The 26,675-nt window shown below is 64.0% G+C and carries 30 protein-coding genes and 1 pseudogene; 3 read left to right on the plus strand and 28 right to left on the minus strand.

Annotation, left to right across the window (positions count from 1 at the left end):
* Positions 1 to 157 precede the first annotated feature (157 nt).
* The 26 genes and pseudogenes from rplO to rpsL all read right to left on the minus strand — a co-directional run bounded on the left by rplO (position 158) and on the right by rpsL (position 14,764).
* Positions 158 to 643, minus strand: a complete 486-nt coding sequence (gene rplO / locus L1787_RS14625; RefSeq protein WP_235709571.1) for a 50S ribosomal protein L15 — start codon at positions 641 to 643, stop codon at positions 158 to 160.
* A complete protein-coding gene (rpmD, locus tag L1787_RS14630) occupies positions 644 to 874 on the minus strand; it encodes a 50S ribosomal protein L30 (RefSeq protein WP_235709572.1) in 231 nt (76 codons plus the stop codon).
* Positions 874 to 1,470 carry a 30S ribosomal protein S5 gene (rpsE, locus tag L1787_RS14635; RefSeq protein ID WP_235709573.1) on the minus strand — a complete coding sequence of 199 codons (597 nt, stop codon included), beginning with the start codon at positions 1,468 to 1,470 and terminating at the stop codon, positions 874 to 876. The genes rpmD and rpsE overlap by 1 nt, the downstream gene beginning before the upstream one ends.
* Before the next feature lie 42 nt (positions 1,471 to 1,512).
* Entirely contained in the window at positions 1,513 to 1,875 is a 363-nt protein-coding gene (gene rplR, locus L1787_RS14640; RefSeq protein WP_235709574.1) for a 50S ribosomal protein L18, read from the minus strand.
* The gene (rplF, locus tag L1787_RS14645) at positions 1,872 to 2,405 is read right to left on the minus strand and encodes a 50S ribosomal protein L6 (protein ID WP_235709575.1); all 534 of its coding nucleotides are present in this window, start codon (positions 2,403 to 2,405) and stop codon (positions 1,872 to 1,874) included. The genes rplR and rplF overlap by 4 nt, the downstream gene beginning before the upstream one ends.
* A gap of 10 nt (positions 2,406 to 2,415) precedes the next feature.
* On the minus strand, positions 2,416 to 2,814 hold the full coding sequence (gene rpsH / locus L1787_RS14650; protein WP_235709576.1) for a 30S ribosomal protein S8: 399 nt from the start codon (positions 2,812 to 2,814) through the stop codon (positions 2,416 to 2,418).
* Between the two features lie 9 nt (positions 2,815 to 2,823).
* Positions 2,824 to 3,129: a 30S ribosomal protein S14 gene (gene rpsN, locus L1787_RS14655; protein ID WP_235709577.1), complete on the minus strand. Its 306-nt coding sequence runs from the start codon at positions 3,127 to 3,129 to the stop codon at positions 2,824 to 2,826.
* Between the two features lie 10 nt (positions 3,130 to 3,139).
* Positions 3,140 to 3,718, minus strand: coding sequence for a 50S ribosomal protein L5 (gene rplE / locus L1787_RS14660; RefSeq protein WP_235710048.1), 579 nt, complete (start codon positions 3,716 to 3,718; stop codon positions 3,140 to 3,142).
* A gap of 4 nt (positions 3,719 to 3,722) precedes the next feature.
* Complete coding sequence (gene rplX, locus L1787_RS14665) at positions 3,723 to 4,040, minus strand: 50S ribosomal protein L24 (RefSeq protein ID WP_235709578.1); 318 nt, start codon at positions 4,038 to 4,040, stop codon at positions 3,723 to 3,725.
* A complete protein-coding gene (gene rplN, locus L1787_RS14670) occupies positions 4,041 to 4,409 on the minus strand; it encodes a 50S ribosomal protein L14 (protein WP_235709579.1) in 369 nt (122 codons plus the stop codon).
* A 267-nt stretch (positions 4,410 to 4,676) separates the two neighbouring features.
* Positions 4,677 to 4,904 (minus strand): annotated as a pseudogene (rpsQ, locus tag L1787_RS14675) (30S ribosomal protein S17); the annotation flags it as partial.
* An 8-nt stretch (positions 4,905 to 4,912) separates the two neighbouring features.
* Positions 4,913 to 5,128, minus strand: a complete 216-nt coding sequence (gene rpmC, locus L1787_RS14680) for a 50S ribosomal protein L29 (protein ID WP_235710049.1) — start codon at positions 5,126 to 5,128, stop codon at positions 4,913 to 4,915.
* A 3-nt stretch (positions 5,129 to 5,131) separates the two neighbouring features.
* Complete coding sequence (rplP, locus tag L1787_RS14685) at positions 5,132 to 5,545, minus strand: 50S ribosomal protein L16 (RefSeq protein WP_235709580.1); 414 nt, start codon at positions 5,543 to 5,545, stop codon at positions 5,132 to 5,134.
* A gap of 15 nt (positions 5,546 to 5,560) precedes the next feature.
* A complete protein-coding gene (rpsC, locus tag L1787_RS14690; protein WP_235709581.1) occupies positions 5,561 to 6,283 on the minus strand; it encodes a 30S ribosomal protein S3 in 723 nt (240 codons plus the stop codon).
* Positions 6,283 to 6,663 carry a 50S ribosomal protein L22 gene (gene rplV / locus L1787_RS14695; protein WP_235709582.1) on the minus strand — a complete coding sequence of 127 codons (381 nt, stop codon included), beginning with the start codon at positions 6,661 to 6,663 and terminating at the stop codon, positions 6,283 to 6,285. Before rplV ends, rpsC begins: the two co-directional genes overlap by 1 nt.
* On the minus strand, positions 6,663 to 6,941 hold the full coding sequence (gene rpsS, locus L1787_RS14700) for a 30S ribosomal protein S19 (protein WP_235709583.1): 279 nt from the start codon (positions 6,939 to 6,941) through the stop codon (positions 6,663 to 6,665). Before rpsS ends, rplV begins: the two co-directional genes overlap by 1 nt.
* A complete protein-coding gene (gene rplB, locus L1787_RS14705; protein ID WP_235709584.1) occupies positions 6,942 to 7,775 on the minus strand; it encodes a 50S ribosomal protein L2 in 834 nt (277 codons plus the stop codon).
* A 4-nt stretch (positions 7,776 to 7,779) separates the two neighbouring features.
* Positions 7,780 to 8,076 (minus strand): 50S ribosomal protein L23, encoded by a 297-nt coding sequence (locus tag L1787_RS14710; RefSeq protein WP_235709585.1) that lies wholly within the window; start codon positions 8,074 to 8,076, stop codon positions 7,780 to 7,782.
* Entirely contained in the window at positions 8,076 to 8,738 is a 663-nt protein-coding gene (gene rplD, locus L1787_RS14715; protein WP_235709586.1) for a 50S ribosomal protein L4, read from the minus strand. The genes L1787_RS14710 and rplD overlap by 1 nt, the downstream gene beginning before the upstream one ends.
* Positions 8,738 to 9,526, minus strand: a complete 789-nt coding sequence (gene rplC, locus L1787_RS14720; protein ID WP_235709587.1) for a 50S ribosomal protein L3 — start codon at positions 9,524 to 9,526, stop codon at positions 8,738 to 8,740. Before rplC ends, rplD begins: the two co-directional genes overlap by 1 nt.
* Positions 9,527 to 9,583: 57 nt before the next feature.
* The gene (gene rpsJ, locus L1787_RS14725; RefSeq protein WP_235709588.1) at positions 9,584 to 9,892 is read right to left on the minus strand and encodes a 30S ribosomal protein S10; all 309 of its coding nucleotides are present in this window, start codon (positions 9,890 to 9,892) and stop codon (positions 9,584 to 9,586) included.
* Positions 9,893 to 10,128: 236 nt separating this feature from the next.
* Positions 10,129 to 11,319, minus strand: a complete 1,191-nt coding sequence (gene tuf, locus L1787_RS14730; protein WP_235709589.1) for an elongation factor Tu — start codon at positions 11,317 to 11,319, stop codon at positions 10,129 to 10,131.
* Between the two features lie 128 nt (positions 11,320 to 11,447).
* A complete protein-coding gene (gene fusA / locus L1787_RS14735; RefSeq protein WP_235709590.1) occupies positions 11,448 to 13,523 on the minus strand; it encodes an elongation factor G in 2,076 nt (691 codons plus the stop codon).
* 27 nt (positions 13,524 to 13,550) lie between these two features.
* On the minus strand, positions 13,551 to 14,021 hold the full coding sequence (rpsG, locus tag L1787_RS14740) for a 30S ribosomal protein S7 (protein WP_235709591.1): 471 nt from the start codon (positions 14,019 to 14,021) through the stop codon (positions 13,551 to 13,553).
* An 87-nt stretch (positions 14,022 to 14,108) separates the two neighbouring features.
* Complete coding sequence (locus tag L1787_RS14745; RefSeq protein ID WP_235709592.1) at positions 14,109 to 14,396, minus strand: DUF4189 domain-containing protein; 288 nt, start codon at positions 14,394 to 14,396, stop codon at positions 14,109 to 14,111.
* The gene (gene rpsL / locus L1787_RS14750) at positions 14,393 to 14,764 is read right to left on the minus strand and encodes a 30S ribosomal protein S12 (protein ID WP_235709593.1); all 372 of its coding nucleotides are present in this window, start codon (positions 14,762 to 14,764) and stop codon (positions 14,393 to 14,395) included. The genes L1787_RS14745 and rpsL overlap by 4 nt, the downstream gene beginning before the upstream one ends.
* Before the next feature lie 522 nt (positions 14,765 to 15,286).
* Here rpsL and L1787_RS14755 point away from each other — a divergent pair.
* From L1787_RS14755 to L1787_RS14765, 3 genes are all read left to right on the plus strand, one after another.
* The gene (locus L1787_RS14755) at positions 15,287 to 16,174 is read left to right on the plus strand and encodes a phytanoyl-CoA dioxygenase family protein (protein ID WP_235709594.1); all 888 of its coding nucleotides are present in this window, start codon (positions 15,287 to 15,289) and stop codon (positions 16,172 to 16,174) included.
* A 63-nt stretch (positions 16,175 to 16,237) separates the two neighbouring features.
* Positions 16,238 to 17,026 (plus strand): sulfotransferase family 2 domain-containing protein, encoded by a 789-nt coding sequence (locus tag L1787_RS14760; protein WP_255720528.1) that lies wholly within the window; start codon positions 16,238 to 16,240, stop codon positions 17,024 to 17,026.
* Positions 17,023 to 17,706 (plus strand): YbjN domain-containing protein, encoded by a 684-nt coding sequence (locus L1787_RS14765; RefSeq protein ID WP_235709596.1) that lies wholly within the window; start codon positions 17,023 to 17,025, stop codon positions 17,704 to 17,706. Before L1787_RS14760 ends, L1787_RS14765 begins: the two co-directional genes overlap by 4 nt.
* A 351-nt stretch (positions 17,707 to 18,057) precedes the next feature.
* Here the strand turns inward: L1787_RS14765 and rpoC are convergent, their stop codons facing one another.
* Both rpoC and rpoB read right to left on the minus strand, forming a co-directional pair.
* Positions 18,058 to 22,272, minus strand: coding sequence for a DNA-directed RNA polymerase subunit beta' (gene rpoC, locus L1787_RS14770; protein ID WP_235709597.1), 4,215 nt, complete (start codon positions 22,270 to 22,272; stop codon positions 18,058 to 18,060).
* A gap of 151 nt (positions 22,273 to 22,423) precedes the next feature.
* On the minus strand, positions 22,424 to 26,566 hold the full coding sequence (gene rpoB, locus L1787_RS14775) for a DNA-directed RNA polymerase subunit beta (protein WP_235709598.1): 4,143 nt from the start codon (positions 26,564 to 26,566) through the stop codon (positions 22,424 to 22,426).
* Positions 26,567 to 26,675 lie beyond the last annotated feature (109 nt).

Genomic DNA, 26,675 nt, shown 5'->3' on the forward strand with positions numbered 1-26,675 from the left:
GCTTGCCAGATGGCGACCGCCATCGGGAAAACGCTCGCGAGCCCCACCCCACGCACGACCGCCGGAACCGAGACGCGAACGTCTCCCCGCCTGGTCCAGAGTGAGCGGGCACCCCACGAACAAAAAACCCGGCCGGGGGAACCGGCCGGGTTTGGGATCAACCCTCGGCGTCGGCCGCTGGCTTCTTGTCGAGAACCTCGACGGAGCCGCCGGCCTTCTCCACCGCCTCGATCGCCGCCTTGGAGGCACCCGCGACCGAAAGCTTCAGACCCGCCTTCAGCTCACCGTCGGACAGCACGCGAACGCCGTCTTTGGCGCGACGCAGGATGCCCGCGGCGACGAGCGCCTCGACCGTGATGGTCGAACCGGCGTCGAGCCTGCCAGCGTCCACCGCCTCCTGGAGGCGGCCGAGGCTGACAGTGTTGTAGCTCTTGGCGAAGATGTTGTTGAAGCCACGCTTCGGCAAGCGCATGTGGATGGGCATCTGCCCGCCCTCAAAGCCCTTGATGGCCACGCCCGAACGCGACTTCTGACCCTTCACACCGCGGCCCGCGGTCTTACCGCGACCGGAGCCGATACCGCGCGCGAGACGACGCTTAGGCTTCGCCGCGCCCGGATTGTCACGAAGATCGGAAAGCTTCATTTACGCCTCCACGATCCGCACAAGGTGACGGACCTTGTGGATCATACCGCGCACCGCAGGCGTGTCTTCGAGCACGCGACGACGATGCATTTTGTTGAGGCCGAGACCCGCGAGGGTCTGGCGCTGTTCAGCCGGACGGCGGATCGGGCTGCCGATCTGCTCGACCGTGATCACCGGGCGACCGGCGGCCTTCGCCGCCTTCGCCCCTTCGGTCTCACGAATGTCGGGCATCAGGCCATCTCCGCCTGATTCTCGTCGCTGCCGTCGGCGACGGGAGCGTCGTGCTCGGCATCACGGCGGCGGGCCTGAAGCGCCGACACCTTGAGACCGCGACGCGCCGCGACCGAACGCGGCGAATCCTGATCCTTCAGCGCCTCGAACGTCGCCCGGATCATGTTGTACGGGTTCGAGGAGCCGAGCGACTTCGCCACGATGTCGTGGACGCCCAGCGTCTCGAACACGGCGCGCATCGGACCACCCGCGATGATGCCGGTGCCCGGAGGCGCCGCACGCAAGAAGACCTTCCCCGCGCCCCAACGGCCCGCGACGTCATGGTGAAGCGTCCGACCCTCGCGCAGCGGCACGCGGATGAGCGTGCGCTTCGCCGAATCGGTCGCCTTGCGGATCGCTTCCGGCACTTCACGCGCCTTGCCGTGGCCGAAGCCGACCCGGCCCTTCGTGTCGCCAACAACGACCAGCGCCGCAAAACCGAAGCGCCGGCCGCCCTTCACCACTTTCGCCACACGGTTGATGTGTACGAGCTTGTCGGTGAACTCGTTGTCTTCGTCGTCGCGGTCGCGCCGGCGACCCCTACGTTCGTCTGCCATACTTACCCCTTCCCGGCCGTTCGGTGCCCCGCGTACCGGGCGTTAAAACTCGAGCCCGCCTTCACGCGCGGCATCGGCCAGCGCCTTCAGACGTCCGTGATAGAGGCGATCGCCACGGTCGAAAATGACCTTATCGACGCCCGCCGCCTTGGCGCGCTCGGCGATCAGCGCACCGACGCGCGCCGCAGCCGCCATGTCGGCGCCCGTCTTCAGTTCGCCGCGCAGGTCCTTCTCGAGCGTCGAAGCGGACGCCACGGTGCGGCCCGCCTCGTCGTCGATCACCTGCGCATAGATGTTCGCAGACGAACGAAAGATAGAAAGGCGCGGACGGCCATAAGCAGCCACCTTGAGTTGACGGCGAACGCGTGCGCGACGCCGATCGGAGCGAATGCGTTCCCGGCTCACTTCTTCTTACCTTCCTTGCGCACGATCGTTTCGTCCGCATACTTCACGCCCTTGCCCTTATAGGGCTCCGGCGGACGCCATTTGCGGATCTCGGCCGCGACCTGACCCACACGCTGCTTGTCGATCCCGGACACGACGATCTCGGTCGGCTTCGGACACTTGATGTCGATCCCGTCGGGGATCGCATACTTCACGTCGTGCGAGTAGCCGAGCGCCAGAACAAGATCCTTGCCCTGGATGGCCGCGCGGTAACCGACGCCGTTGATCTGAAGCGCCTTCGAGAAGCCGTCGGTCGTCCCCGTGACGAGGTTCGCGATCATCGTGCGCGACAGCCCCCAAAGGGCGCGCGCCTTCTGCTCCTCATTCACCGGGTCGACCTTGATGCCGTCCTCGGTCTCTTTGACCGAGACCAGATCGGGAACCGTGAAGGACAATTCGCCCTTCGGTCCCTTCACCGTCACCGTCTGCCCGTCGACCTTGGCGGTCACCCCTTTGGGGATCGGTACCGCCAGCTTGCCAATACGTGACATGCCCGCCCCCTTAGAAGATTTGGCAGAGCACTTCACCGCCGACATTTTCGTCGCGCGCCTGGTGCTCACTCATGACGCCTTTCGACGTCGACAGGATGGAAATGCCGAGGCCGTCGCGGACCCGCGGCAGCGTGGTCACCGAGGAATACACCCGGCGGCCAGGCTTGGACACGCGCTTGATCTCGCGGATCACGGGCGCGCCGTCATAATATTTGAGCTCGATGTCGATCTCGGACCGCCCATTTTCGTGGGTGGTCACCGAGTAGCCACGAATGTAGCCCTCGGACTTCAGAACATCGAGAACGTTAACGCGAAGCTTGGAGCCCGGCGTCTGAACGCTTGAACGCTTACGCATCTGGGCGTTCCGGATACGCGTCAGCATATCACCAAGAGGATCAGTCAGATTCATGCCGTTGCCTTACCAGCTCGACTTCACGAGGCCCGGCACCTTGCCGGCAGAGCCCAGTTCGCGCAGCGCAATACGGCTCATCTTGAGCTTGCGATAGTACGCCTTCGGACGACCCGTCACTTCGCAACGGTTCTTCACGCGAGTCGGGGCCGAATTACGGGGAAGCTCTGCAAGCTTCAGCTGAGCCGCGAAGCGCTCCTCCATCGGGAGCTCCTGGTTCTTCGTGATCTCGAGCAGAGCCGCCCGCTTCGCCGCATACTGATCGACGAGCTTCATCCGCTTGGCGTTGTTCTCGATCTTGCCTTTCTTGGCCATGTCTCGTCCCCTACTGCCGAAACGGAAAGTTGAAAAGCCGCAGCATTTCGCGCGCTTCTTCGTCCGTCTTGGCGGTCGTCGCCACGATGATGTCCATACCCCAGACCTGATCCACCTTGTCGTAGATGATCTCGGGGAACACCAGATGTTCCTTCACGCCACAGGCGAAGTTGCCCCGTCCGTCGAAGCTCTTCGGGTTGAGACCCCGGAAGTCCTTCACACGCGGAAGCGCGATCGTGACGAAACGATCAAGGAACTCGAACATTTTCTGCCGACGCAGCGTGACCTTGCAGCCGAGCGGCATCTGCTCACGGACCTTGAAGCCCGCGATCGAGTTCTTCGCCCGCGTCATCACCGGCGCCTGACCCGCGATCAACGCGAGATCTTTCATCGCCGACTGGACCTTGCGGCTGTCCGCCGTCGCCTCGCCGACACCCATGTTGATCACCACCTTGTCGAGGCTGGGGATCATCATCGGGTTCGAATACTCGAACTTCTCTTGCAGGCCGGGAACGACCTTCTCGCGATAGAGCTTCGCAAAACGCGGCTCATAGCCTTCCGGGAGTCCGACGGTCTCCGGCGCGTCCATGACATCAGCCATCGATCACCTCCCCCGAGCGCTTCGCAAAGCGCACTTTCGTGCCATCGTCGTTGACGCGGAAACCGACACGGGTCGGCTTGCCGTCCTTCGGGTCTTCGAGCGCGATGTTCGACAGGTTGATCGGCGCGGACTTCGCGATGATCCCACCCTCGGACTGCGCACTCTGACGCGTATGGCGTTGAACGATATTGACGCCGGCGACGAGGGCGCGGCCCTCTTTCGGCATCACCTTGGTCACCTGACCGGACTTGCCCTTGTCGCGGCCGGCGAGGACGACGACGCGGTCGCCTTTCCGAATCTTCGCGGCCATCTACAAAACCTCCGGCGCGAGCGAAATAATCTTCATGTGGTTCGACTGGCGCAGCTCGCGGGGGACAGGCCCAAAGATGCGGGTGCCAAGGGGCTCCTTGTTGTTGTTCACAAGGACAGCCGCGTTGCCGTCGAAGCGGATCACCGAGCCGTCGGCCCGTTTGATGTCCTTCGCCGTACGCACGACGACGGCCTTCGCCACGTCGCCTTTCTTGACGCGACCACGCGGGCTCGCCTCTTTCACGGACACCACGATGATGTCCCCGACCGAGGCGTATTTCCGCTTCGAGCCGCCCAGCACCTTGATGCACATGACCCGGCGTGCGCCGGAATTGTCGGCGACGGCGAGGTTAGTCTGCATCTGGATCATAACTTCATCTCATGTTGGGACCGCCATCAACGGTCCGGCACTCAAGTAAACCGCTAGAGGAGGTTTCCCTCCTCTAGCGCTCCAGATCACGAAATCGGTGCGGTTCACACCGGAGCGGAAGACTTACGCCTTCTCGTCTCCGACATGCGTTTCCGCATCATGTGCCGCCTTCTCGACCGCCTGGGCGTCACCACCCGCGGCAGAGACGGCCGCCGCAGCGGCCTGCGCTTCGGCGTCGGAGGTGATCAGCACACCAGCCGGCGTCAGCGCACCGACGACCCGCCACGATTTCAGCTTGGAAACCGGGCGGCATTCCTCGATCCGAACCCGATCACCGACGTGATAGCGGTTCGTCTCGTCGTGCGCGTGATAGCTCTTCGAGCGACGCACGGTCTTCTTCAACAACGGGTGGGCAAAGCGCCGCTCGACGGAGACAACAATCGTCTTGTTGCCCTTGTCGGAGGTCACGATCCCTTCAAGGTTACGCTTCGGCATCTAAACCCTCACTCGGCCTTGGACGCCGCGGCGTCCGCGGCCCGGCGCTGGCCCAAAATCGTCTTGATCCGCGCAATATCGCGGCGGATCACACGCACCCGCGCCGTATTCTCAAGCTGCCCGGTGGCACGCTGGAAACGCAGGTTGAACTGCTCTTTCTTCAGATCGCGAAGCTGGTCGACGAGCTCGTCGGACGTCTTCGCGCGCACATCTTCGGCCCGCATCATCTACTCCGCAATCCGCTGGACGAAGCGCGTCTTGATCGGGAGCTTCGCACCGGCGAGACGGAACGCCTCACGCGCGATCTCCTCGGACACGCCGTCGATCTCGAACATGATCCGGCCGGGATGCACCCGGGCGGCCCAATACTCGACCGAGCCCTTACCCTTACCCATACGCACTTCGGTCGGCTTCTTCGACACCGGCAGGTCGGGGAAGATACGGATCCACACGCGACCCTGACGCTTCATGTGACGCGTCATGGCCCGACGGGCTGCTTCGATCTGCCGGGCGGTCACCCGCTCCGGCTCCATTGCCTTCAGGCCGAAGGCGCCAAAGTTGAGCTCGGTGCCCCCCTTCGCGACGCCATGGATGCGGCCCTTGTGCTGCTTGCGGAACTTGGTCCGTTTCGGCTGCAACATCGATTACCGCTCCCCTCAGCCGCGATCGCCGCGGTCATCACCGCGTCGACGACCGGACGAACCCTGGTTCGACGCCTCGGTGGCGCGCCGTTCGGACGCCATCGGGTCGTGCTCCAGGATCTCGCCCTTGAAGATCCAAACCTTGACGCCACACGTGCCGTACGCCGTCTCGGCCGTGGCAACGCCATAGTCGATGTCGGCACGCAGCGTGTGCAGCGGCACACGGCCTTCGCGATACCACTCGGTCCGCGCGATTTCCGCGCCGCCGAGACGACCGCCGCAATTGATGCGGATGCCGCCAGCGCCCATGCGCATCGCGGTCTGCACCGCACGCTTCATGGCGCGGCGGAACGCGATACGGCGCTCGAGCTGCTGCGCAATCGAAGCGGCCACCAGCGTCGCGTCAACTTCCGGCTTGCGGACCTCGACGATGTTGATGTGCACCTCGGAGTCGGTCATCGCCGACACCTTCTTGCGCAGGCGGTCGATATCGGCGCCCTTCTTGCCGATCACGACACCCGGACGCGCCGAATGGATCGTCACACGGCACTTCTTGTGCGGGCGCTCGATCACGATCTTCGAAACCGCGGCCTGCTTCAGCTCCTTCATGAGCATCTTGCGGATCGCAATATCCTCATGCAGCAGCTTGCCGTATTCGCCGCCCTCCGCGTACCAGCGCGAATCCCAGGTGCGGTTGATGCCGAGCCGGAGCCCGATCGGGGAAACCTTCTGACCCATCAGGCCGCCTCCTCAACTTCACGCACCACGATCGTGAGGTGCGAAAACGGCTTCTCGATGCCACCGACGCGGCCACGGCCACGCGGGCGGAAGCGCTTCATCACAAGCGCTTTGCCAACGAAGGCTTCTTTCACGACCAGGGCGTCGACGTCGAGATCGTGGTTGTTCTCCGCATTTGCGATCGCCGACTCGAGCGTCTTACGCACGTCGACTGCGATCCGCTTGCGGCTGAACTCCAGATCGGAGAGCGCCTTGGAAACCGGCTTCCCACGGATCATTGCCGCGACCAGATTGAGCTTCTGGGGGCTGACCCGGATCATCTTGTTTACCGCGCGTGCCTCGGTCTCGGCGAGGACGCGGGGGCGTTTTGCCTTACCCATTACTTCCTCTTCGCCTTCTTGTCGGCACCGTGCCCGTAGTACGTGCGCGTCGGCGAAAACTCACCGAACTTGTGGCCAACCATGTCTTCGGTCACGAGCACGGGGACGTGCTTCTGACCATTGTAGACGCCAAATGTCAGACCAACGAAGTGCGGCAGAACGGTCGAGCGACGCGACCAGATCTTGATGACCTCGTTGCGACCGCTCTCGCGGACCTTCTCCGCCTTCTTCAGGAGGTATCCGTCGACGAACGGACCTTTCCAGACTGAGCGAGTCATTTACTTCTTCCGTGCGTGACGCGAGCGGACGATGTACTTGTCCGTCGACTTGTTGGAGCGCGTGCGCTTGCCCTTGGTCGGCTGGCCCCACGGCGTCACAGGGTGACGACCGCCGGACGTGCGACCCTCACCACCACCATGGGGGTGGTCGAACGGGTTCATCGCGACACCGCGCGTCTGCGGGCGACGGCCGAGCCAACGCGAACGGCCTGCCTTCGAGAGATTGATGTTGCCGTGATCGGGGTTCGACACCGCGCCACAGGTGGCCATGCAGGCACCCGGAACGCGGCGCTGCTCACCCGACTGAAGGCGAAGCACCGCATAACCGCCATCACGACCGACGAGCTGCGCGTAGCCGCCGGCGGCGCGGGCGATCTGACCACCCTTCATCGGCTTCATCTCCACATTGTGGATGATGGTGCCAACGGGGATCGCCGAAAGCGGCATCGCGTTGCCCGGCTTCACGTCAACCTTCGCACCGGCCACGACGGTGTCACCCACCGAAAGGCGCTGCGGCGCGAGAATGTAGGACAGCTCGCCGTCCTGATACTTCACCAGCGCGATGAACGCCGAACGGTTCGGGTCGTACTCGAGCCGCTCAACCGTCGCCGGAACGTCGAACTTGCGACGCTTGAAATCGACGATGCGATAGGTCCGCTTGTGACCGCCGCCACGATGCCGGCTCGTCTTGCGGCCGACATTGTTGCGGCCGCCGGACTTCGACAGACCCTCGGTCAGCGACTTCTCGGGCTTGCCCTTGTAAAGGCCGTCCCGCTTGACGATGACGAGCTGGCGCTGGCCCGGGGACGTCGGATTGAAAGTCTTCAGTGCCATCGGATTAAAGCCCCGTCGTCACGTCGATGGATTGACCGTCGGCGAGCGTCACGACAGCGTGCTTCACATCCGACTGACGTCCTTTGACGCCGCGGAAGCGCTTCACCTTGCCCTTGCGCACCAGCGTGTTGACGGCCGTCACCTTCACCGAAAAGAGCGCTTCGACAGCGGCCTTGATCTCGGGCTTCGACGCCGCCTTCGACACGCGGAAGACGATCTGGTTGTTCTCGGACGCCTCGGTCGACTTCTCGGTAATCACCGGAGAGACGATGACGTCATAATGGTTGAGCGCGATCGCCATCAGGCCGCCTCCCCTTCGGCGGCCGTCAGGGCCGCAGCGCCGGCACCGGCGAGACGCGCTTCGATGCCCTCGAGGGCCGAGCGGGTCAGCACCAGCGTGTCACGACGCATGATGTCGTAGACGTTGAGGCCGGCGACCGGCAGCACGTCCACCATCGGAATATTGCGCGCCGCCTTGGCAAAGTTCGCGTCGACGTCGGCGTCGATCACCAGCGCGTTCGACACGCCCAGCGCCGCGAACTGCGTGCGCAGCGCCTTCGTCTTCAGCTCGTCGATCGCTGCGCGGTCGAGGACGATGATGCCCTCGTTCTTCGCCTTGGCCGACAGCGCGAGACGCAGGCCGAGCTGACGAACCTTCTTCGGCAGCTCGTGCGAATGATCGCGAACCTTCGGCCCGTGGGGCTTCGCGCCGCCACGGAACTGCGTCGCCTTCTTGTCGGAGTGACGAGCGCGGCCCGTCCCCTTCTGGCGGTACATCTTCTTGCCGGTGGCGTTGATCTCGCCGCGACTCTTCACCTTGTGCGTGCCGGCCTGGCGACGAGCCAGCTGCCAGCGCACGACACGGTGGAGAATGTCCGCACGGGGCTCCAAACCAAACGTCTCATCGGGCAACGTAACGGTACCCGCGTCCTCACCGGCGAGCGTTTTGACCGTAATGTCCATCACGCATCACCCTTGTTCGTATCGTCACCAGCTGCGGGCGCCTCGTTGACGACCTCGGTGACATCGGCCGGCGCGGCGCCGGCAGCCTCTTCGGCCGGGGCCTCGTCGCTCTCGGGCATGCGGAACGCACCCGGCATCGGAATGCCGTCCGGCGTCGCCTTCTTCACCGCATCGCGGATCATAACCCAAGACCCCTTGGAGCCCGGGACGGCGCCCTTCACGAGGACCAGCCCGCGATCGGCGTCAACACGCGCGATCGTGAGGTTCTGCGTGGTCACACGGACATTGCCCATATGACCCGCCATCTTCTTGCCTTTGAAGATCTTGCCGGGATCCTGGCACTGGCCGACCGAGCCGTGGCTACGGTGCGAGATCGACACGCCGTGAGAGGCGCGAAGGCCGCCGAAATTGTGCCGCTTCATGGCACCGGCGAAACCCTTACCGATCGACGTACCCGTGGCGTCGACGAACTGCCCCTCCACGAAATGGTCGGCGGTGATCTCCGCGCCCACCTCGATGAGGTTGTCCTGAGACACACGGCACTCCGCGAGCGCACGCTTCGGCTCGACATTCGCCTTCGCGAAATGGCCGCGCATCGCCTTCGTGGTGTTCTTCGCCTTAGCGCGACCGGCGCCAAGCTGAAGCGCCACATAGCCGTCGCGTTCGGCCGTCCGCTGTGCCACGACCTGGCAGCCGTCGAGCGCCAGCACCGTCACCGGCACATGCTCGCCCGCATCGTTATAGATGCGGGTCATCCCGATCTTCTTTGCGATGATCGCCGAACGCATCGCTCTACCCTTCCGCCCTCAGGCCCTCGTCAAAACTCAAAACAACCAAGCTCAAAATCAGAGCTTGATCTCGACATCCACGCCGGCGGCAAGATCGAGCTTCATCAGCGCGTCCACCGTCTGCGGCGTCGGGTCGACAATGTCGAGGAGCCGCTTATGCGTACGAATTTCGAACTGCTCGCGGCTCTTCTTATCGATGTGCGGCGAACGGTTCACTGTGTAGCGTTCAATACGGGTCGGAAGCGGGACCGGCCCTCGGACCTGTGCCCCCGTCCGGCGCGCCGTCTGCACGATCTCCTTGGTGGAGGTATCGAGCACACGGTGATCGAACGCTTTCAGGCGTATGCGAATATTCTGGTTCATCACGCTCTTCTTGCACCCGCCGCAACGGACGACTTCGCCTGCCCGATTTCCTCAATCGGAAATCGACAGACCCTGAAAACACGACTCAATGGCTGACACCCCTTCCTTAAGGGGCGGCGCGAAACGTAATCAACCATCGCGCCAATTGCCAGCATTTTCTGCCCTCGGATGTCAAAAAGATGACGCCCGGGACGTGCAGAGGCGCGGCCGAAACCGCGCCTCCGAATTTGGTCGCCGAATTACTCGACGATCGTCGCGACGACGCCGGCGCCGACGGTGCGGCCACCTTCGCGGATCGCGAAGCGGAGCTGCTCTTCCATCGCGATCGGCTGGATCAGCTCGACGTTGATCTCCACGTTGTCGCCCGGCATCACCATCTCGGTGCCTTCCGGAAGCGTCACCACGCCCGTCACGTCCGTCGTCCGGAAATAGAACTGCGGACGATAGTTCGTGAAGAACGGCGTGTGGCGGCCACCCTCTTCCTTGGTGAGGATGTAGGCCGACGCCTTGAACTTCGTGTGCGGCGTCACGGAACCCGGCTTGCAGAGAACCTGCCCGCGCTCCACGTCGTCGCGACCAACGCCGCGCAGCAGCGCGCCGATATTGTCGCCAGCCTGGCCCTGATCGAGCAGCTTGCGGAACATCTCGACGCCCGTAACGGTCGTCTTCGTGGTGTCGCGGATGCCGACGATCTCGACTTCCTCACCCACCTTCACGATGCCGCGCTCGACACGACCGGTCACAACCGTACCACGACCGGAGATCGAGAACACGTCTTCGATCGGCATCAGGAACGCGCCGTCGACGGGACGCTCCGGCTCCGGAATGTACGCGTCGACTTCCTTCATGAGCTCGAGCACCGCGTCGTGGCCGATCTCCTTATTGGAGTCTTCCAGCGCCGCGAGGGCGGAGCCCTTCACGATCGGAATGTCGTCGCCCGGGAACTCGTAAGAGTTCAAGAGCTCACGCACCTCGAGCTCGACGAGCTCGAGCAGTTCCGGGTCATCGACCTGGTCGACCTTGTTCAGGAAGACCACGATCGCCGGAACGCCGACCTGACGGGCGAGCAGGATGTGCTCGCGGGTCTGCGGCATGGGGCCGTCCGCCGCCGACACGACCAGGATCGCGCCGTCCATCTGGGCGGCACCCGTGATCATGTTCTTCACGTAGTCGGCGTGCCCCGGGCAGTCGACGTGCGCGTAGTGGCGGTTCTCGGTCTCGTACTCCACGTGCGCGGTGGAGATGGTGATGCCACGAGCCTTTTCTTCCGGCGCTGCGTCGATCTGATCGTAGGCCTTGAACGTCGCGCCACCGGTTTCTGCCAACACCTTCGTGATCGCCGCCGTTAGCGACGTCTTACCATGGTCAACGTGACCGATGGTCCCGATGTTCAGGTGCGGCTTACTGCGGTTAAACTTCTCCTTCGCCATTGGCGATTCTCCACTATCCTCTTGGGTCCGGCGCTGACGCTAGATTGGTCAAGTTGGCACCGCCCCCAAAACCCGGGGCGGCGGGTTGCTTTGCCACCGCCCCTGGTCTCGTTGGGGCGGCAGTCGGATCAGGCGTACTTCGCCTGAACTTCTTCGGCGACCGCCTGCGGCACTTGCTCGTAGTGGTCGAACTGCATCGTGTACTGCGCGCGACCCTGGGTCATGGACCGCAGGTTCGACACGTAGCCGAACATGTTGGCCAGCGGCACGAACGCGTTGACGACGCTCGCGACACCGCGGGTCTCCGTGCCCTGGATCTGACCACGACGAGAGTTGATGTCACCCATGACGGTGCCGGCGAATTCGTCAGGCGTCACGACCTCGACCTTCATGATCGGCTCGAGAAGCTTCGGCTTCGCCTTTTGGCAACCTTCGCGGAACGCCGCGCGAGCAGCGATTTCAAACGCCAGGACCGAGGAGTCAACATCGTGGTAGGCACCATCGATCAAACGGGCCTTGATATCCACCATCGGGAAGCCCGCGATCGGACCCGACGTCAGAACCGACTGGATGCCCTTCTCGACGCCCGGGATGTATTCCTTCGGCACCGAGCCACCGACGATCTCGGAGGCGAACTCGAAGCCCGACCCGATCTCGTTCGGCTCGATCACGAGCTTGATACGCGCGAACTGGCCCGAACCACCCGACTGCTTCTTGTGGGTGTAGTCGATCTCGGCCTGCTGCGTGATCGTCTCGCGATAGGCGACCTGCGGCTGACCGATGTTCGCCTCGACCTTGAACTCCCGCTTCATGCGGTCGACCAGAATGTCGAGGTGAAGCTCACCCATACCGGAAATGATCGTCTGGCCCGATTCGGGGTCGGACTTCACGCGGAAAGACGGGTCTTCGGCCGCGAGACGGTTGAGCGCGAGGCCCATCTTCTCCTGGTCCGACTTCGTCTTCGGCTCGATCGCGATGTCGATGACCGGATCCGGGAACTCCATGCGCTCCAGGATCACCGGCGACGACGGGTCACACAACGTGTCGCCCGTGGTGGTCTCCTTGAGACCAGCCAGCGCCACGATGTCGCCCGCATAGGCGATCTTGATCTCTTCGCGCGAGTTCGAGTGCATCTGCAGCATACGGCCGACGCGCTCGCGCTTCTCCTTCACCGTGTTCATCACCGTGGCGCCCTGCTCGAGCACACCGGAATAGATACGGCAGAAGGTGAGCGTCCCGACGAACGGGTCGTTCATCACCTTGAAGGCGAGCATGGCGAGCGGCGCTTCGTCCGACGAACGGCGCTTCACGGGCTCTTCGGTCTTCGCGTCGATGCCGCGGATCGATTCGACGTCGATCGGGGACGGCAGATAGTCGACGACGGCGTCGAGCAACGGCTGAACGCCCTTGTTCTTGAACGCGGAGCCGGTGAGGATCGGCGTGAAGGTGTTGTCGATCGTGCCTTTGCGGATCAAGGCCTTCAGCGTGGCTTCGTCCGGCTCGTTGCCTTCGAGATAGGCTTCCATCGCTGTCTCGTCGAGCTCGACGGCGGCCTCGACGAGCTGTTCACGATATTCCTGCGCCTGGTCCTGAAGGTCGGCCGGGATGTCGACATAGTCGAACTTCGCACCGAGCGACTCGTCGTGCCAGATGATCGCCTGCATCTTCACGAGGTCGACGACGCCCTTGAAGTCGGTCTCGGCGCCGATCGGAAGCTGAAGGATGATCGGGTTCGCGCCGAGGCGCTCCTTGATCATCGTCACGCAGCGGAAGAAGTCCGCGCCGGTCTTGTCCATCTTGTTGACGAAGATCATGCGCGGCACGGAATACTTGTCCGCCTGGCGCCACACGGTCTCGGTCTGGGGCTCAACGCCGGCATTGGCGTCGAGGAGCGCGATCGCGCCGTCGAGCACGCGCAGCGAACGCTCGACCTCAATCGTGAAGTCGACGTGGCCCGGCGTGTCGATGATGTTCAGCCGCTTGTCCTGCCAGAAGCAGGTCGTCGCGGCGGAGGTAATCGTGATGCCCCGCTCTTGCTCCTGCTCCATCCAGTCCATCGTGGCGGCGCCGTCATGGACTTCGCCGATCTTATGGCTGCGGCCCGTGTAGAACAGGATGCGCTCGGTCGTCGTCGTCTTCCCGGCATCGATGTGCGCCATGATGCCGAAGTTGCGATAGTCTTCGATTTTGTGCGTGCGGGACATGATGCTCTCGGGCGTTCGTGCTTCGGCTTACCAGCGGTAATGCGAGAACGCACGGTTGGCTTCCGCCATCTTGTGCGTGTCTTCGCGCTTTTTCACCGCGGTGCCGCGGTTGTTGGCGGCGTCCATCAGCTCACCCGACAGACGGTCGACCATGGTCTTTTCGTTGCGCTTGCGGGCCGCGGCGATGAGCCAGCGGATCGCGAGAGCCTGGCGGCGCTCCGGACGAACCTCGACCGGGACCTGGTAGGTCGCGCCACCGACACGGCGAGAGCGAACCTCGACCTGCGGCGAGACGTTCGACAGCGCGTCGTGGAACATCTGCACAGGATCCGTGCGCGACTTGGTCTGGCAGATATCGAGCGCGCCGTAGACGATCTTCTCGGCGGCCGACTTCTTGCCGTCGTACATGATCGCATTCATGAACTTCGACAGGATGACATCGCCGAATTTCGGATCCGGCAGAACTTCCCGCTTCTCAGCGCTGTGACGTCGTGACATTCGTCTTCAATTCCTCACCGAGGTCAGGGCCCCCGCGCGACCCGCTCCCCACCACACTTCGATCAATTCTTCGCCTAACCGCGACCGTCAGCCGTCGGGATTGCACGAGCTCGTTTCGATCGTGCAATTCACGCCGCCGCTCTGCTTGCAAAGGGCGATGGCGTCCGCCTCGGCCTCCGCCAGCGTCTCGCCTTTGCCGTTCCCTTCGCCACCGTTCGCCTGATCGACGGCGATGGCGAGACACCCTTTCGGGAGCGAGGGAAGTCCGGCATCCCCCTCGTCGGCGGCAGCGCCGGCGCCCGTCTGGGCGGCCGCCGCGCTCATCGAAAGCGCGAAAGCGGCGATCACCGTGATGGGAAGGCCGGCGCGCATCATTTCGGCCGCTTGGCGCCGTACTTCGAGCGGCGCTGCTTGCGGTTCTTCACACCCTGCGTGTCGAGCACGCCGCGCAGAATGTGATAGCGCACGCCCGGAAGGTCCTTCACGCGGCCGCCGCGGATCATCACCACGGAGTGCTCCTGAAGGTTATGACCCTCACCCGGAATATAGCCAATCACCTCGAACCCATTGGTGAGGCGAACCTTGGCAACCTTACGCAGAGCCGAGTTCGGCTTCTTCGGCGTCGTCGTATAGACGCGCGTGCAGACGCCCCGCTTCTGCGGGTTCGCCTCCATGGCCGGAACCTTGTTGCGCTTCACCGGGGCGACGCGCGGCTTGCGGATCAGCTGGTTGATCGTCGGCATTACACCTTCCCAAACGCGGCCAAAACCGCACTCGCGGCCCTTCTGGGCCTTATATTCCGGGTTTCAAACCCATACGGACAAGCGCGCCGTCACGGCCTTCACTGTAGAAGCCGCGCCAGCGCGAACGTGAGCGGCCCGGAATAAATAGTCGGGCCGAACTCAAAACGGAGTACCGGACAGCGTTTCGCGTGCGCCACTGAAGCCGCAACCGACAGCCTGTCATTCGGTTGGGGTCACATAGAGGGTCGCTGGTTCAGCGTCAAGCCTCTAGATCGGGAGTTGTGGTGCCCCGGCGGGGGAAAGACGCTCCGATTGCCCGGTCGACGACGGCGGTATAGGAACAGATAGTATTCACAATCAGCGCGTTCAATTGCCATGAACCCGGTCGATCTTTTCCGTATTCCTCTCGCGGCCCCTGCGATTTTTACGGCTGAAAAATCATTTCGCAAAAATCCCGTCATCGGTTCCGCCACGCTCAACATGCGCGGTCTCCACAGGCGGCGCGTCGCGTGGGCCTATGCCATGTCGGAGCGGCGCCGCAAAACGCTCGCCTCGCGAATCGATCCCGCCGAGCGCGAATCGGTCGATCGCGACGGATTCGTCGTCCGCCACAACGCCTTGCCGGACGACCTCTTGAAGCGCGTGCGCGAGGAGGTGGCGAGCATCCCGCGTCCCGCATGGCAGATGCGACAGGGGCAGGCGGTCAACCGCGTGATGCCCCTGCCCGCCCGATCCGACGGTTCGGCGATGGCGGCGCTCTCCCGCTATCTCGCCAGCCCCGATATTCGCAATCTCGTCGGCTACACCGCCGGGCGGACCGGCCACATCGTCGGCATGCTTCAGACGATCGCCGTCGATCCGCCTTCCGGTGCGGCGGACCCGCAGGCCGATCTCCACGCCGACACCTTCCATCCGACGGCCAAGCTCTGGCTCTTCTTACATGACGTGCGCGAGGAAGATGGCCCCTTCGCCTATGCGCCCGGCTCGCACCGCCTGACGCCGGAGCGGCTCGAATGGGAGCATCAGCAGGCCATCCGCGCGACGAGCAACGCCGACCGCCACCATGCCGCCGGCTCTTTCCGCCTGCCGGAGGATCAGCTGAAGGCTCTCGGTTATGGCGAGGTGCGCCCCTGCCCCGTGCCCGGCAACACGCTGGTGGTCGCCGACACCTATGGCTTCCACCGCCGCTGCCCGAGCCCGCACCGGACCGTCCGCACCTCGCTCTACGGGGTCCTGCGGCGCAACCCGTTTTTGCCGTGGAACGGTCTCGATCCGTATGACCTGCCCGTCCTGCGCGACCGCGTGATGCTCACCCATCTCCACATGCAGGACCGCCGGGCCCGCGCCGGAAAGAGCGTCGTCTATGAGAATGCCGGCACGATTCTCGCCGAGATGATGCCGGAGGCTTGACCCGGCCGCCTCGGGTGCGTCACCTCTCGTCGGCAGACGATCGACGATAAAGGCGAAGCGCCGATGGTATCTCGAGCGGCCGGTGATGGTGATTATGTCACCAATTACGGATATTATGCGAAAAAGTACGGAAAATTTCGTCTGAATTATAAGACGAACATTTCGTCACGATTCCGATACGTCTATGTGGAGACGCCGAAGGTCGCGTGTTCCACCGTGAAGCAGACGCTTCACAGCATCGAGACCGACCGTCCGGGGCACCGGTATGCGGATCCGGAGCGGGTGCACCGTCGCGCGCTCTCGCCGCTCTTGTCGCCGGAGACGTTCGCGGCGGTCGACGTCTTCACCGCGCCCGACTTCTTTCGCTTCTGCTTCGTGCGCGATCCGTTCAGTCGGCTTTTGTCGGCTTATCTCGACAAGATCGCCGGCAACAAGCCGCAGAAGAAGAACATCCTTCGCCATCTCGGGCACGACGAAGACGCCATCGACACGGCGATTGACTTCGCAACCTTCGTCGACGTCGTCTGTGCGCAGACGGCCGGCGAAATGGACCTTCATTGGCGCCTTCAAACGGTCGAGACGATGATCGAAGATGTCCGCTATCACGCGATCGGCCGGGCCGAATCGTTCGACGCGGATTTTCGCGCGATTCTCGAGCGTATCGGCGTCGCGCCGCATGATTTTCTGCGCACCGAGGACCGGCACCGCACCGATGCCGGCGACAAGCTGAAGGCGTACTATACGCCGGCACTCGAACGCCGTGTAGCGGAGCGATTCGCAGCCGATTTCGACCGATTCGGCTACGCCCCGACGGTCGGCGCCCCCACCCTTATGAGGGAGATCAATCTATGACGGGATGGTTCCCACGGACCGCGTCCTCCCGCGCCGCACGCGCCGCTTTGACGGCCCTCGCCGCGGTCGCCGCCACCGGCGCGGCGGCGGAGGATCTCATCGACGCACACGATCCCGAGGCCGTCGCCCATGTCGCCCGCGGCTACGGCTCGGCCTTTATCGAGACCGACGAATACGGCGATCCGCTCATCCGCGGCCGGATGGATGGCACTGTCTATCTCATCTATTTCTATGGCTGTACCGACAACGCCGCCTGCCGCTCGATCCAGCTGCGAGCGCTCTATCCGTCGGATGCCGATCTCGACACGCTGAACCAGTGGAATCGCAGCTATCGCTTCAGCGTCGCCTATCGACACGGCGGCGGGGACGTCGCGCTTCAGTATGACGTGAACCTCGCCTATGGCGTCACGCCGCGCAATCTCGACGACACGTTCGACTGGTGGCGCGGCACGATGCGGGAATTCGCGACGTATTTGGACGCGCCGGCGGAAGCGACCTATCAGCCCTATCAGACCACGGCGCCCTTGCAGGCGGCGCCCTTGCCCGACGAGGCCGAGGCCGCCGAGCCCGCATCCGACACGGCGCCTGAGGCGGACGCTGAGGAACGGGTCGAGCTTCCGGCCTTCCTCAAAGCCCTCGTCCCGGACCTTGAGAGCGAGTCACCGGAGAAGAACCGCTAGGCCGGGCGTCACCAACGCCTCGTCAAGCCGCCGACGGCTGATCGGCGGCGCGACGCTCCCACGTAGCGCCGCTGCACGGTCCGGGGTGCGGCGCGGTCCGGATCGCGCCGCGCGGTGGCAACGGCCTCAGGGGGGATGCCGTAGGCGGTCGCCCGACCCCCTCGGATAGGCCGGAAAGCGGCTCACTGCCCGATCCCGCCGAGCTGCGTCCTCGGCACACACCATGACGGAGCCGGCCCCTCGCCGCCCGGCGACGCTCCGCCCATCGTTCCACTCGATACCCAGAAACGAAAACGGCCGCCCGAAGGCGGCCGTTTCTTTGTCCGTAGAGGTCCGCGAGCGGACCCGCGGTCACTCGCCCGGGAACGGGCTCGCGTCGCGCATGTCGGCGATCATCGCCGCACCTTCGTTCGCGTGCTGCGCCTGACGCTCGGCCTCTTCGATGAGGTCGTCGCGCTTGGCCGCAACCTCGCGGATGCGGTTGATCATGCCGCCGGTGCCGGCCGGGATGAGGCGGCCGACGATGACGTTCTCCTTCAGCCCCTCGAGCTGGTCGGCCTTGCCGGACACCGCCGCTTCGGTCAGCACCCGCGTCGTCTCCTGGAAGGAGGCGGCGGAGATGAACGAACGCGTCTGCAGCGACGCCTTGGTGATGCCGAGCAGGACCGGCTGACCCGACGCCGGCTTCTTGCCGTCGGCGACGAGTTCGTCGTTCAGCTCGTCGAGCTCCAGACGGTCGACCTGCTCGTTGACGAGGAGGTCGGAATCGCCCGGATCCTGGATCTCGACCTTCTGCAGCATCTGGCGAACGATCACCTCGATGTGCTTGTCGTTGATGCCGACGCCCTGGAGCCGGTAGACGCCCTGGATCTCGTTGACGAGGTAGGCGGCGAGCGCCTCCACGCCGTGAATCGCGAGGATGTCGTGCGGCGCCGGGTTGCCGTCCAGGATGTAGTCGCCCTTCTCGATCGGGTCGCCGTCCTGCAAGTGAATGTGCTTGCCCTTCGGCACCATGTACTCGATCGGCTCGAGCCCCGAATCGGCCGACGGCTCGATGATGATCCGGCGCTTGTTCTTGAAGTCCTTGCCGAAGCGGACCGTGCCGTCCATCTCCGCGATGATCGCATTGTCCTTCGGACGACGCGCCTCGAAGAGCTCGGCGACGCGCGGCAGACCACCCGTGATGTCACGCGTCTTCGCGCTTTCCAGCGGAATACGCGCCAGCACGTCACCGGCATGGACCATGTTGCCGGTGTCGACGGACAGCACCGTGTCGACCGACAGGAGGTAACGCGCGTCACCGCCACGCGGCAGCTTCAAAACGTTGCCGTCCGGGCCCTTGATGATCACGGCCGGCCGCAAGGCGGAGCCGCGCGTGTGGGTCCGCCAGTCGGTGACGACGCGCTTGGTGATACCCGTCGCCTCGTCGGCCGCTTCCGACACCGAGATACCGTCGACGAGATCCTCGAAGTCCACCGTGCCCTCGACCTCGGTGAGGATCGGGCGGGTGTACGGATCCCATTCCGCGATGCGCTGCCCGCGCTTGATCACGTCGTCTTCGTCGACATGGAGCTTGGCGCCGTAGGTCAGCTTGTAGGTCGCCCGCTCGGTGCCGTCGGTGTCGATCACCGCGACCTGAACGTTGCGGCCCATGACCATCAGGTTGCCTTCCGAGTCGCGAACCAGGTTGCGGTTCTTGACCTGGATGGTGCCCTCGAAGGACGACTCGATGAACGAGCTGTCGACCACCTGCGCCGTGCCGCCGACGTGGAAGGTGCGCATCGTGAGCTGCGTGCCCGGCTCGCCGATCGACTGCGCCGCGATGACGCCGACCGCCTCGCCCATGTTGACGGGCGTACCGCGGGCGAGGTCGCGCCCATAACAGGCCGCGCACACGCCGTTGCGGGTCTCGCAGGTAAGCACCGACCGGATCTTCAGCGACTGGATCTTCGCCGCCTCGATCGCGTCGACGTCCTTCTCGTCGAGAAGTTTGCCCTTCTCGGCGATCAGCTCGCCGGTCAGCGGGTTGTTCACGTCCTCCGCCGCGGTGCGGCCGAGCACACGAGAGCCGAGTGTCGCGATCACCTGACCGGCGTCGACGATCGGCTCCATGGTGAGGCCGCGCTGCGAGCCGCAATCGGTCTCGTTGATGATCGAATCCTGCGCCACGTCGACGAGACGGCGGGTGAGATAACCCGAGTTCGCCGTCTTGAGCGCCGTGTCCGCGAGGCCCTTACGGGCGCCGTGGGTCGAGTTGAAGTACTCGAGAACCGTCAGACCCTCTTTAAAGTTCGAGGTGATCGGCGTCTCGATGATCTCGCCCGACGGCTTCGCCATCAGGCCACGCATGGCCGCGAGCTGACGCATCTGGGTGGGCGAACCACGCGCACCCGAGTGGCTCATCATGTAGACGGAGTTCATCTGCTTGGTCCGCCCCGTCTCCGGGTCGGTCTCCACGGCGGAGATTTTCTCCATCATGGCGGCGGCGACACGGTCGGTGCACTTCGCCCAAGCGTCGATGACCTTGTTGTACTTCTCGCCCTGGGTGATGAGGCCTTCGTTGTACTGCTGCTCGTATTCCTTCGCGAGCTCGGCCGTCTCTTCGACGACTTTGTACTTCTCTTCCGGGATGACCATGTCGTCCTTGCCGAACGAGATGCCGGCCTTGAACGCGTTGGTGAAGCCGAGGCTCATCACGCGGTCGCAGAAGATCACCGTCTCCTTCTGACCGGTGTTGCGGTACACCGCATCGATCATCTTGGAGATGTTCTTCTTCGTCATCAGCTGGTTGCAGATGTCGAACGGCACCTTCGGCGAACGCGGCAGAAGATCACCGATCAGCGCGCGACCGGGGGTGGTCTCGTGGATCTGGGTGATCGGATTGCCGTCCTCGTCGACGGTCTTGTAGCGGACCTTCACCTTCGAGTGGACGGTGACCACCTTGGCGTCGAGCGCGTGCTGCAGCTCGGCCATGGAGCCGAAGGTCATCCCCTCGCCCGGCTCTTTCTCCGACATGATCGACAGATAATAGAGGCCGAGAACGATGTCCTGCGACGGCACGATGATCGGCTGACCGTTCGCGGGGTGCAGGATGTTGTTCGTCGACATCATCAGGACGCGCGCTTCGAGCTGCGCTTCGAGCGACAGCGGAACGTGCACGGCCATCTGGTCGCCGTCGAAGTCGGCGTTGAAGGCCGTGCAGACCAGCGGATGAAGCTGGATCGCCTTGCCTTCGATGAGCTTGGGCTCGAACGCCTGGATGCCCAGACGGTGAAGCGTCGGCGCGCGGTTCAAGAGAACCGGGTGCTCGCGGATCACCTCGTCGAGGATGTCCCAGACCTCGGGCTTTTCCTTTTCGACGAGCTTCTTCGCCTGCTTCACCGTGGACGAATAGCCCTTCGCGTCGAGGCGCGAGTAGATGAACGGCTTGAACAGCTCGAGCGCCATCTTCTTCGGCAGACCGCACTGGTGGAGCTTCAGCTCCGGACCCACCACGATCACCGAACGGCCCGAATAGTCGACGCGCTTGCCGAGAAGGTTCTGGCGGAAGCGGCCCTGCTTGCCCTTCAGCATGTCGCTGAGCGACTTCAGCGGGCGCTTGTTGGCACCCGTGATGACGCGGCCGCGACGGCCATTGTCGAACAGCGCGTCGACGGACTCCTGCAGCATCCGCTTCTCGTTGCGGATGATGATGTCCGGCGCACGCAGCTCGATGAGCCGCTTCAGGCGGTTGTTACGGTTGATGACGCGGCGATAAAGGTCGTTGAGGTCCGACGTCGCGAAGCGGCCACCATCGAGCGGGACGAGCGGACGCAGATCCGGCGGAATCACCGGAATCACCGTCATCACCATCCACTCGGGCCGGTTGCCGGATTCGAGGAACCCGTCGACGATCTTGAGACGCTTGGCGAGCTTTTTCGGCTTCAGCTCGGAGGTCGATTCGGCGATCTCCTTGCGCAGCGTCTCCCGCTCCCGCTCGAGGTCGAGCTGGAGGAGAAGCTCGCGGATCGCCTCGGCGCCGATCATCGCCGTGAAGCTCTCGCCATACTCGTCCTGAAGGTCGAGATACTCGTCCTCCGACAGGAGCTGGCCCTTCTTGATCGACGGCACCATGCCGGGCTCGGTGACGATATAGGACTCGAAATAGAGGACGCGCTCGAGATCCTTCAGCGTCATGTCGAGAAGCAGGCCGATGCGCGAGGGCAGCGACTTCAGGAACCAGATGTGCGCAACCGGAGCGGCGAGCTCGATATGGCCCATCCGCTCGCGACGAACGCGCGACAGCGTCACCTCGACGCCGCACTTCTCGCAGATGACGCCCTTGAACTTCATGCGCTTGTACTTGCCGCACAAGCACTCATAATCCTTGATCGGGCCGAAGATGCGGGCGCAGAAGAGCCCGTCCCGCTCCGGCTTGAACGTGCGGTAGTTGATCGTCTCCGGCTTTTTGATTTCACCGAACGACCACGAGCGGATCTTCTCAGGGCTCGCGATGGAGATCCTGATCCGGTCGAACGTCTGCGTGGGCGCCTGCGTGTTGAACAGGTTCATCACTTCCTGGTTCAAGGCGGCTCTCCTTTAAATGCCACGCTGTCCCGTGGGGCGCGGGCGCGCGGCGGAAAAATGGGCCGGCTCGGCACGATCGAACCGGCAGATCAGGCTTGCTGCGGGGCGCGCAGCCAGGACGGGCGCCGGTGCGCCCGCCCCTCACGGCGTCTTATTCGGCGGCGTAGAGCTTGCGCGCGTCGATGTCGTTGTTGATCACCATGTCCTTCTCGACGTCGGTGAGTTCGACATTGAGACCCAGCGAACGAATTTCCTTCACGAGAACGTTGAAGCTCTCCGGGATACCCGCCTCGAAGGTGTCGTCGCCGCGCACGATCGACTCGTAGACCTTGGTGCGGCCCGCGACGTCGTCCGACTTCACGGTCAGCATCTCCTGCAAGGTGTAGGCGGCGCCGTAGGCTTCGAGCGCCCAGACCTCCATCTCACCGAAGCGCTGGCCACCGAACTGCGCCTTACCGCCCAGCGGCTGCTGGGTGACGAGCGAGTACGGACCGATCGAACGGGCGTGGATCTTGTCGTCGACCAGGTGGTGCAGCTTCAGCATGTAGATGTAGCCGACCGTGACCGGACGATCGAACTGCTCGCCGGTGCGCCCGTCGAACAGGGTCGACTGACCGCTTTCGTGCAGCCCCGCCTTCTTGAGGAGCTCCACGATGTCCGGCTCACGCGCGCCGTCGAACACCGGGGTCGCGATCGGAACGCCCTTCGTGAGCTGCGTGCCGAGCGCCAACACCGATTCGTCGTCATACTCGGCGATCGGCTCCGACGTGCCGCCGTCATAGATGTCGAGCATCGTCGTTCTCAGCTCGCCGGTGTCGCCGCTCTCTTTCGCGAGACGGACCAGCTCACCGATGCGCTTGCCGAGACCAGCGCACGCCCAGCCGAGGTGGGTCTCGAGGATCTGCCCGACATTCATGCGCGACGGCACGCCCAGCGGGTTCAGAACGATGTCGACGTGCGTCCCGTCCTCGAGGAACGGCATGTCCTCGATCGGCACGATCTTCGACACGACACCCTTGTTGCCGTGACGGCCGGCCATCTTGTCGCCCGGCTGGATCTTGCGCTTCACCGCCACGAAGACCTTGACCATCTTCATGACGCCCGGCGGCAGCTCGTCACCGCGCTGCAGCTTCTCGACCTTGTCCATGAAGCGCTCTTCGAAGCGCTTGCGGGCCTCGTCGTACTGCACGCGCATGGCCTCGATATCGGCCTGGAGCTGCTCGTCGGTCAGCGCGAACATCCACCACTGGCTGCGCGGCGTATCGTCGAGCACCTCTTTGGTGATCTCCGAGTCCTTCGCAAAGCCCTTGGGGCCGGACACCGCGGTCTGGCCGGTGAGGAGCTCGCGCAGACGGGCATAGACGTTCCGGTCGAGGATCGCCTGCTCGTCGTCGCGGTCCTTGGCGAGACGCTCGATCTCCTCGCGCTCGATCGCCTGGGCGCGCTCGTCCTTTTCGATGCCGTGGCGGTTGAAGACGCGCACCTCGACGATGGTGCCCGTCACGCCCGGCGGCACGCGAAGCGACGTGTCGCGCACATCCGACGCCTTCTCGCCGAAGATGGCGCGCAGAAGCTTCTCTTCCGGCGTCATCGGGCTCTCGCCCTTCGGCGTGATCTTGCCGACGAGGATGTCCCCCGCCTGCACTTCCGCGCCGATATAGGCGATGCCCGCCTCGTCGAGGTTGCGGAGCGCCTCTTCCGACACGTTCGGAATGTCGCGCGTGATCTCTTCCGGGCCGAGCTTGGTGTCGCGGGCGGCGACTTCGAATTCCTCGATGTGGATCGAGGTGAAGACGTCGTCCCGAACGATACGCTCGGACAGGAGGATCGAGTCCTCGAAGTTGTAGCCGTTCCAGGGCATGAACGCGACGAGCACGTTCCGGCCGAGCGCGAGGTCGCCGAGTTCGGTCGAGGGACCGTCCGCGATGATCTCGCCCTTCGACACGATGTCACCCACCGACACCAAAGGCCGCTGGTTGACGGTCGTGTTCTGGTTCGACCGCTGGAACTTCATCAGCTGGTAGATGTCGACGCCCGACTTCGCCGGATCGAGATCTTCCGTCGCGCGGATGACGATACGCGTCGCGTCGACCTGGTCGACGACGCCGGTGCGGCGCGCTGCGATCGCGGCGCCCGAGTCACGTGCCACGGTCGCTTCCATGCCGGTGCCGACGAACGGCGCCTCGGCGCGCACCAGAGGCACGGCCTGACGCTGCATGTTCGCGCCCATCAGCGCGCGGTTCGCGTCGTCGTTCTCGAGGAACGGGACGAGCGCGGCCGCGACCGACACGAGCTGCTTCGGCGACACGTCCATGAGGTCGACGCGCTCGGAGGGCATCATCGACACGTCACCCTGGTGACGAGCGATGGTCAGCTCCTCGGCGAAGCGGCCGTCCTCCAGAAGCTCGGCGTTCGCCTGCGCGACCGCGTGCTTGGATTCCTCCATCGCCGACAGATAGACGACGTCGTCCGAAACGCGGCCCTCGACCACCTTGCGATAAGGCGCTTCGATGAAGCCGTATTTGTTGACGCGCGCGAAGGTCGCGAGCGAGTTGATCAGACCGATGTTCGGGCCTTCCGGCGTCTCGATCGGGCAGATACGACCATAGTGGGTCGGATGGACGTCGCGCACCTCGAAGCCGGCGCGCTCGCGGGTGAGACCACCCGGGCCGAGCGCCGAGAGACGACGCTTGTGCGTCACCTCGGACAGCGGGTTCGTCTGGTCCATGAACTGCGAGAGCTGCGAGGAGCCGAAGAACTCACGCACCGCGGCCGCTGCCGGCTTCGCGTTGATGAGGTCCTGCGGCATCACCGTCTCGATCTCGACGGACGACATGCGCTCCTTGATGGCGCGCTCCATGCGCAGGAGGCCCAGACGATACTGGTTCTCCATGAGCTCGCCGACCGAGCGCACACGGCGGTTGCCGAGATTGTCGATGTCGTCGATCTCGCCCTTGCCGTCGCGCAGGTCGATCAGCGTCTTGATGACCGCCATGATGTCCTCCTTGCGCAGCGTCCGCTGCGTGTCGGGGGCATCGAGGTCGAGGCGCATGTTCATCTTCACGCGGCCGACGGCGGACAGGTCGTAACGCTCCGGATCGAAGAAGAGCGACTCGAACATCGCCTCGGCGGTCTCGATGGTGGGCGGCTCGCCCGGGCGCATCACGCGATAGATGTCGAAGAGGGCCTGCTCGCGCGTCTCGTTCTTGTCCGCGGAGAGCGTGTTGCGGATGTACGCACCCTTCGTGACATGGTCGATGTCGAGAATGGTGACTTCCTGAAGACCCGTCTCGAGCAGCGCGTTGAGGCGCTTCTCGTCAAGCTCCTCGCCGGCTTCGGCGAAAATCTCACCCGTCTCATAATTGACGATGTCGTCGCCGAGATAACGGCCATAAAGCTCGTCATCGGTGACGCGGAGGGCCTTCACGCCCTTCTCGGTGAGCTGGCGCACGGTGCGCGCCGTGATCTTGCGGCCTTCCTCGATCACGAGCTCGCCGGTGTCGGCGTCGATGAGATCGGTGTGGGCCTTGAGACCCTTCATGCGATCGCCGTCGAACGGCATGCGCCATCCGTCGCCGTCGCGGATGTACGCGACACGCTCGTAGAAGGTGTGCAGAATTTCTTCCGGCGAGAAGCCGAGCGCCATCATGAGGGACGTGACGGGGATCTTACGGCGCCGGTCGATACGGGCGTGCACGATGTCCTTGGCGTCGAACTCGATGTCGAGCCAGGAGCCGCGATAGGGGATGATGCGGCCGGCGAAGAGGAGCTTACCGGACGAGTGCGTCTTACCCTTGTCGTGATCGAAGAACACACCGGGAGAACGGTGCATCTGCGAGACGATCACGCGCTCGGTGCCGTTGATGATGAACGTCCCGTTTTCGGTCATGAGCGGCATGTCGCCCATGTAGACGTCCTGCTCCTTGAACTCCTTCGGGCTCTTGGCGCCGGTGTCCTCGTCGACGTCGAAGACGACGAGACGCAGCTTCACCTTGAGCGGCGCGGCGAAGGTGATGTCGCGCTGGCGGCATTCGTCCACGTCGAACTTCGGCGCTTCGAACTCATAATCCACGAATTCGAGCATCGCGGTGCCCGCGAAGTCGGAGATCGGGAAGACGGAGCGGAAGACGCCTTCCATGCCCTCGTCGCCCCGCCCGCCTTCGGGCTTGTCGACCAACAAAAACTGATCATAGGATGCCTTCTGCACCTCGATCAGGTTCGGCATCTCCGTGACTTCACGGATCGAGCCGAAAAATTTCCGGACCTGCTTACGACCGCTGAACGCTTGCGTCATATCGTGCTTTTTGCCCCTTCTGCGCGGCTTCTCCGCGCCGTCGTCGCGCCGCCGCCCCTAACGACGCGAAAGGCCGGCGCTCCCCCAGAGAGCGCCGGCAGATCGTTGG

Origin of the sequence: Acuticoccus kalidii (assembly GCF_021556395.1) — a bacterium.
Lineage (GTDB): Bacteria > Pseudomonadota > Alphaproteobacteria > Rhizobiales > Amorphaceae > Acuticoccus > Acuticoccus kalidii.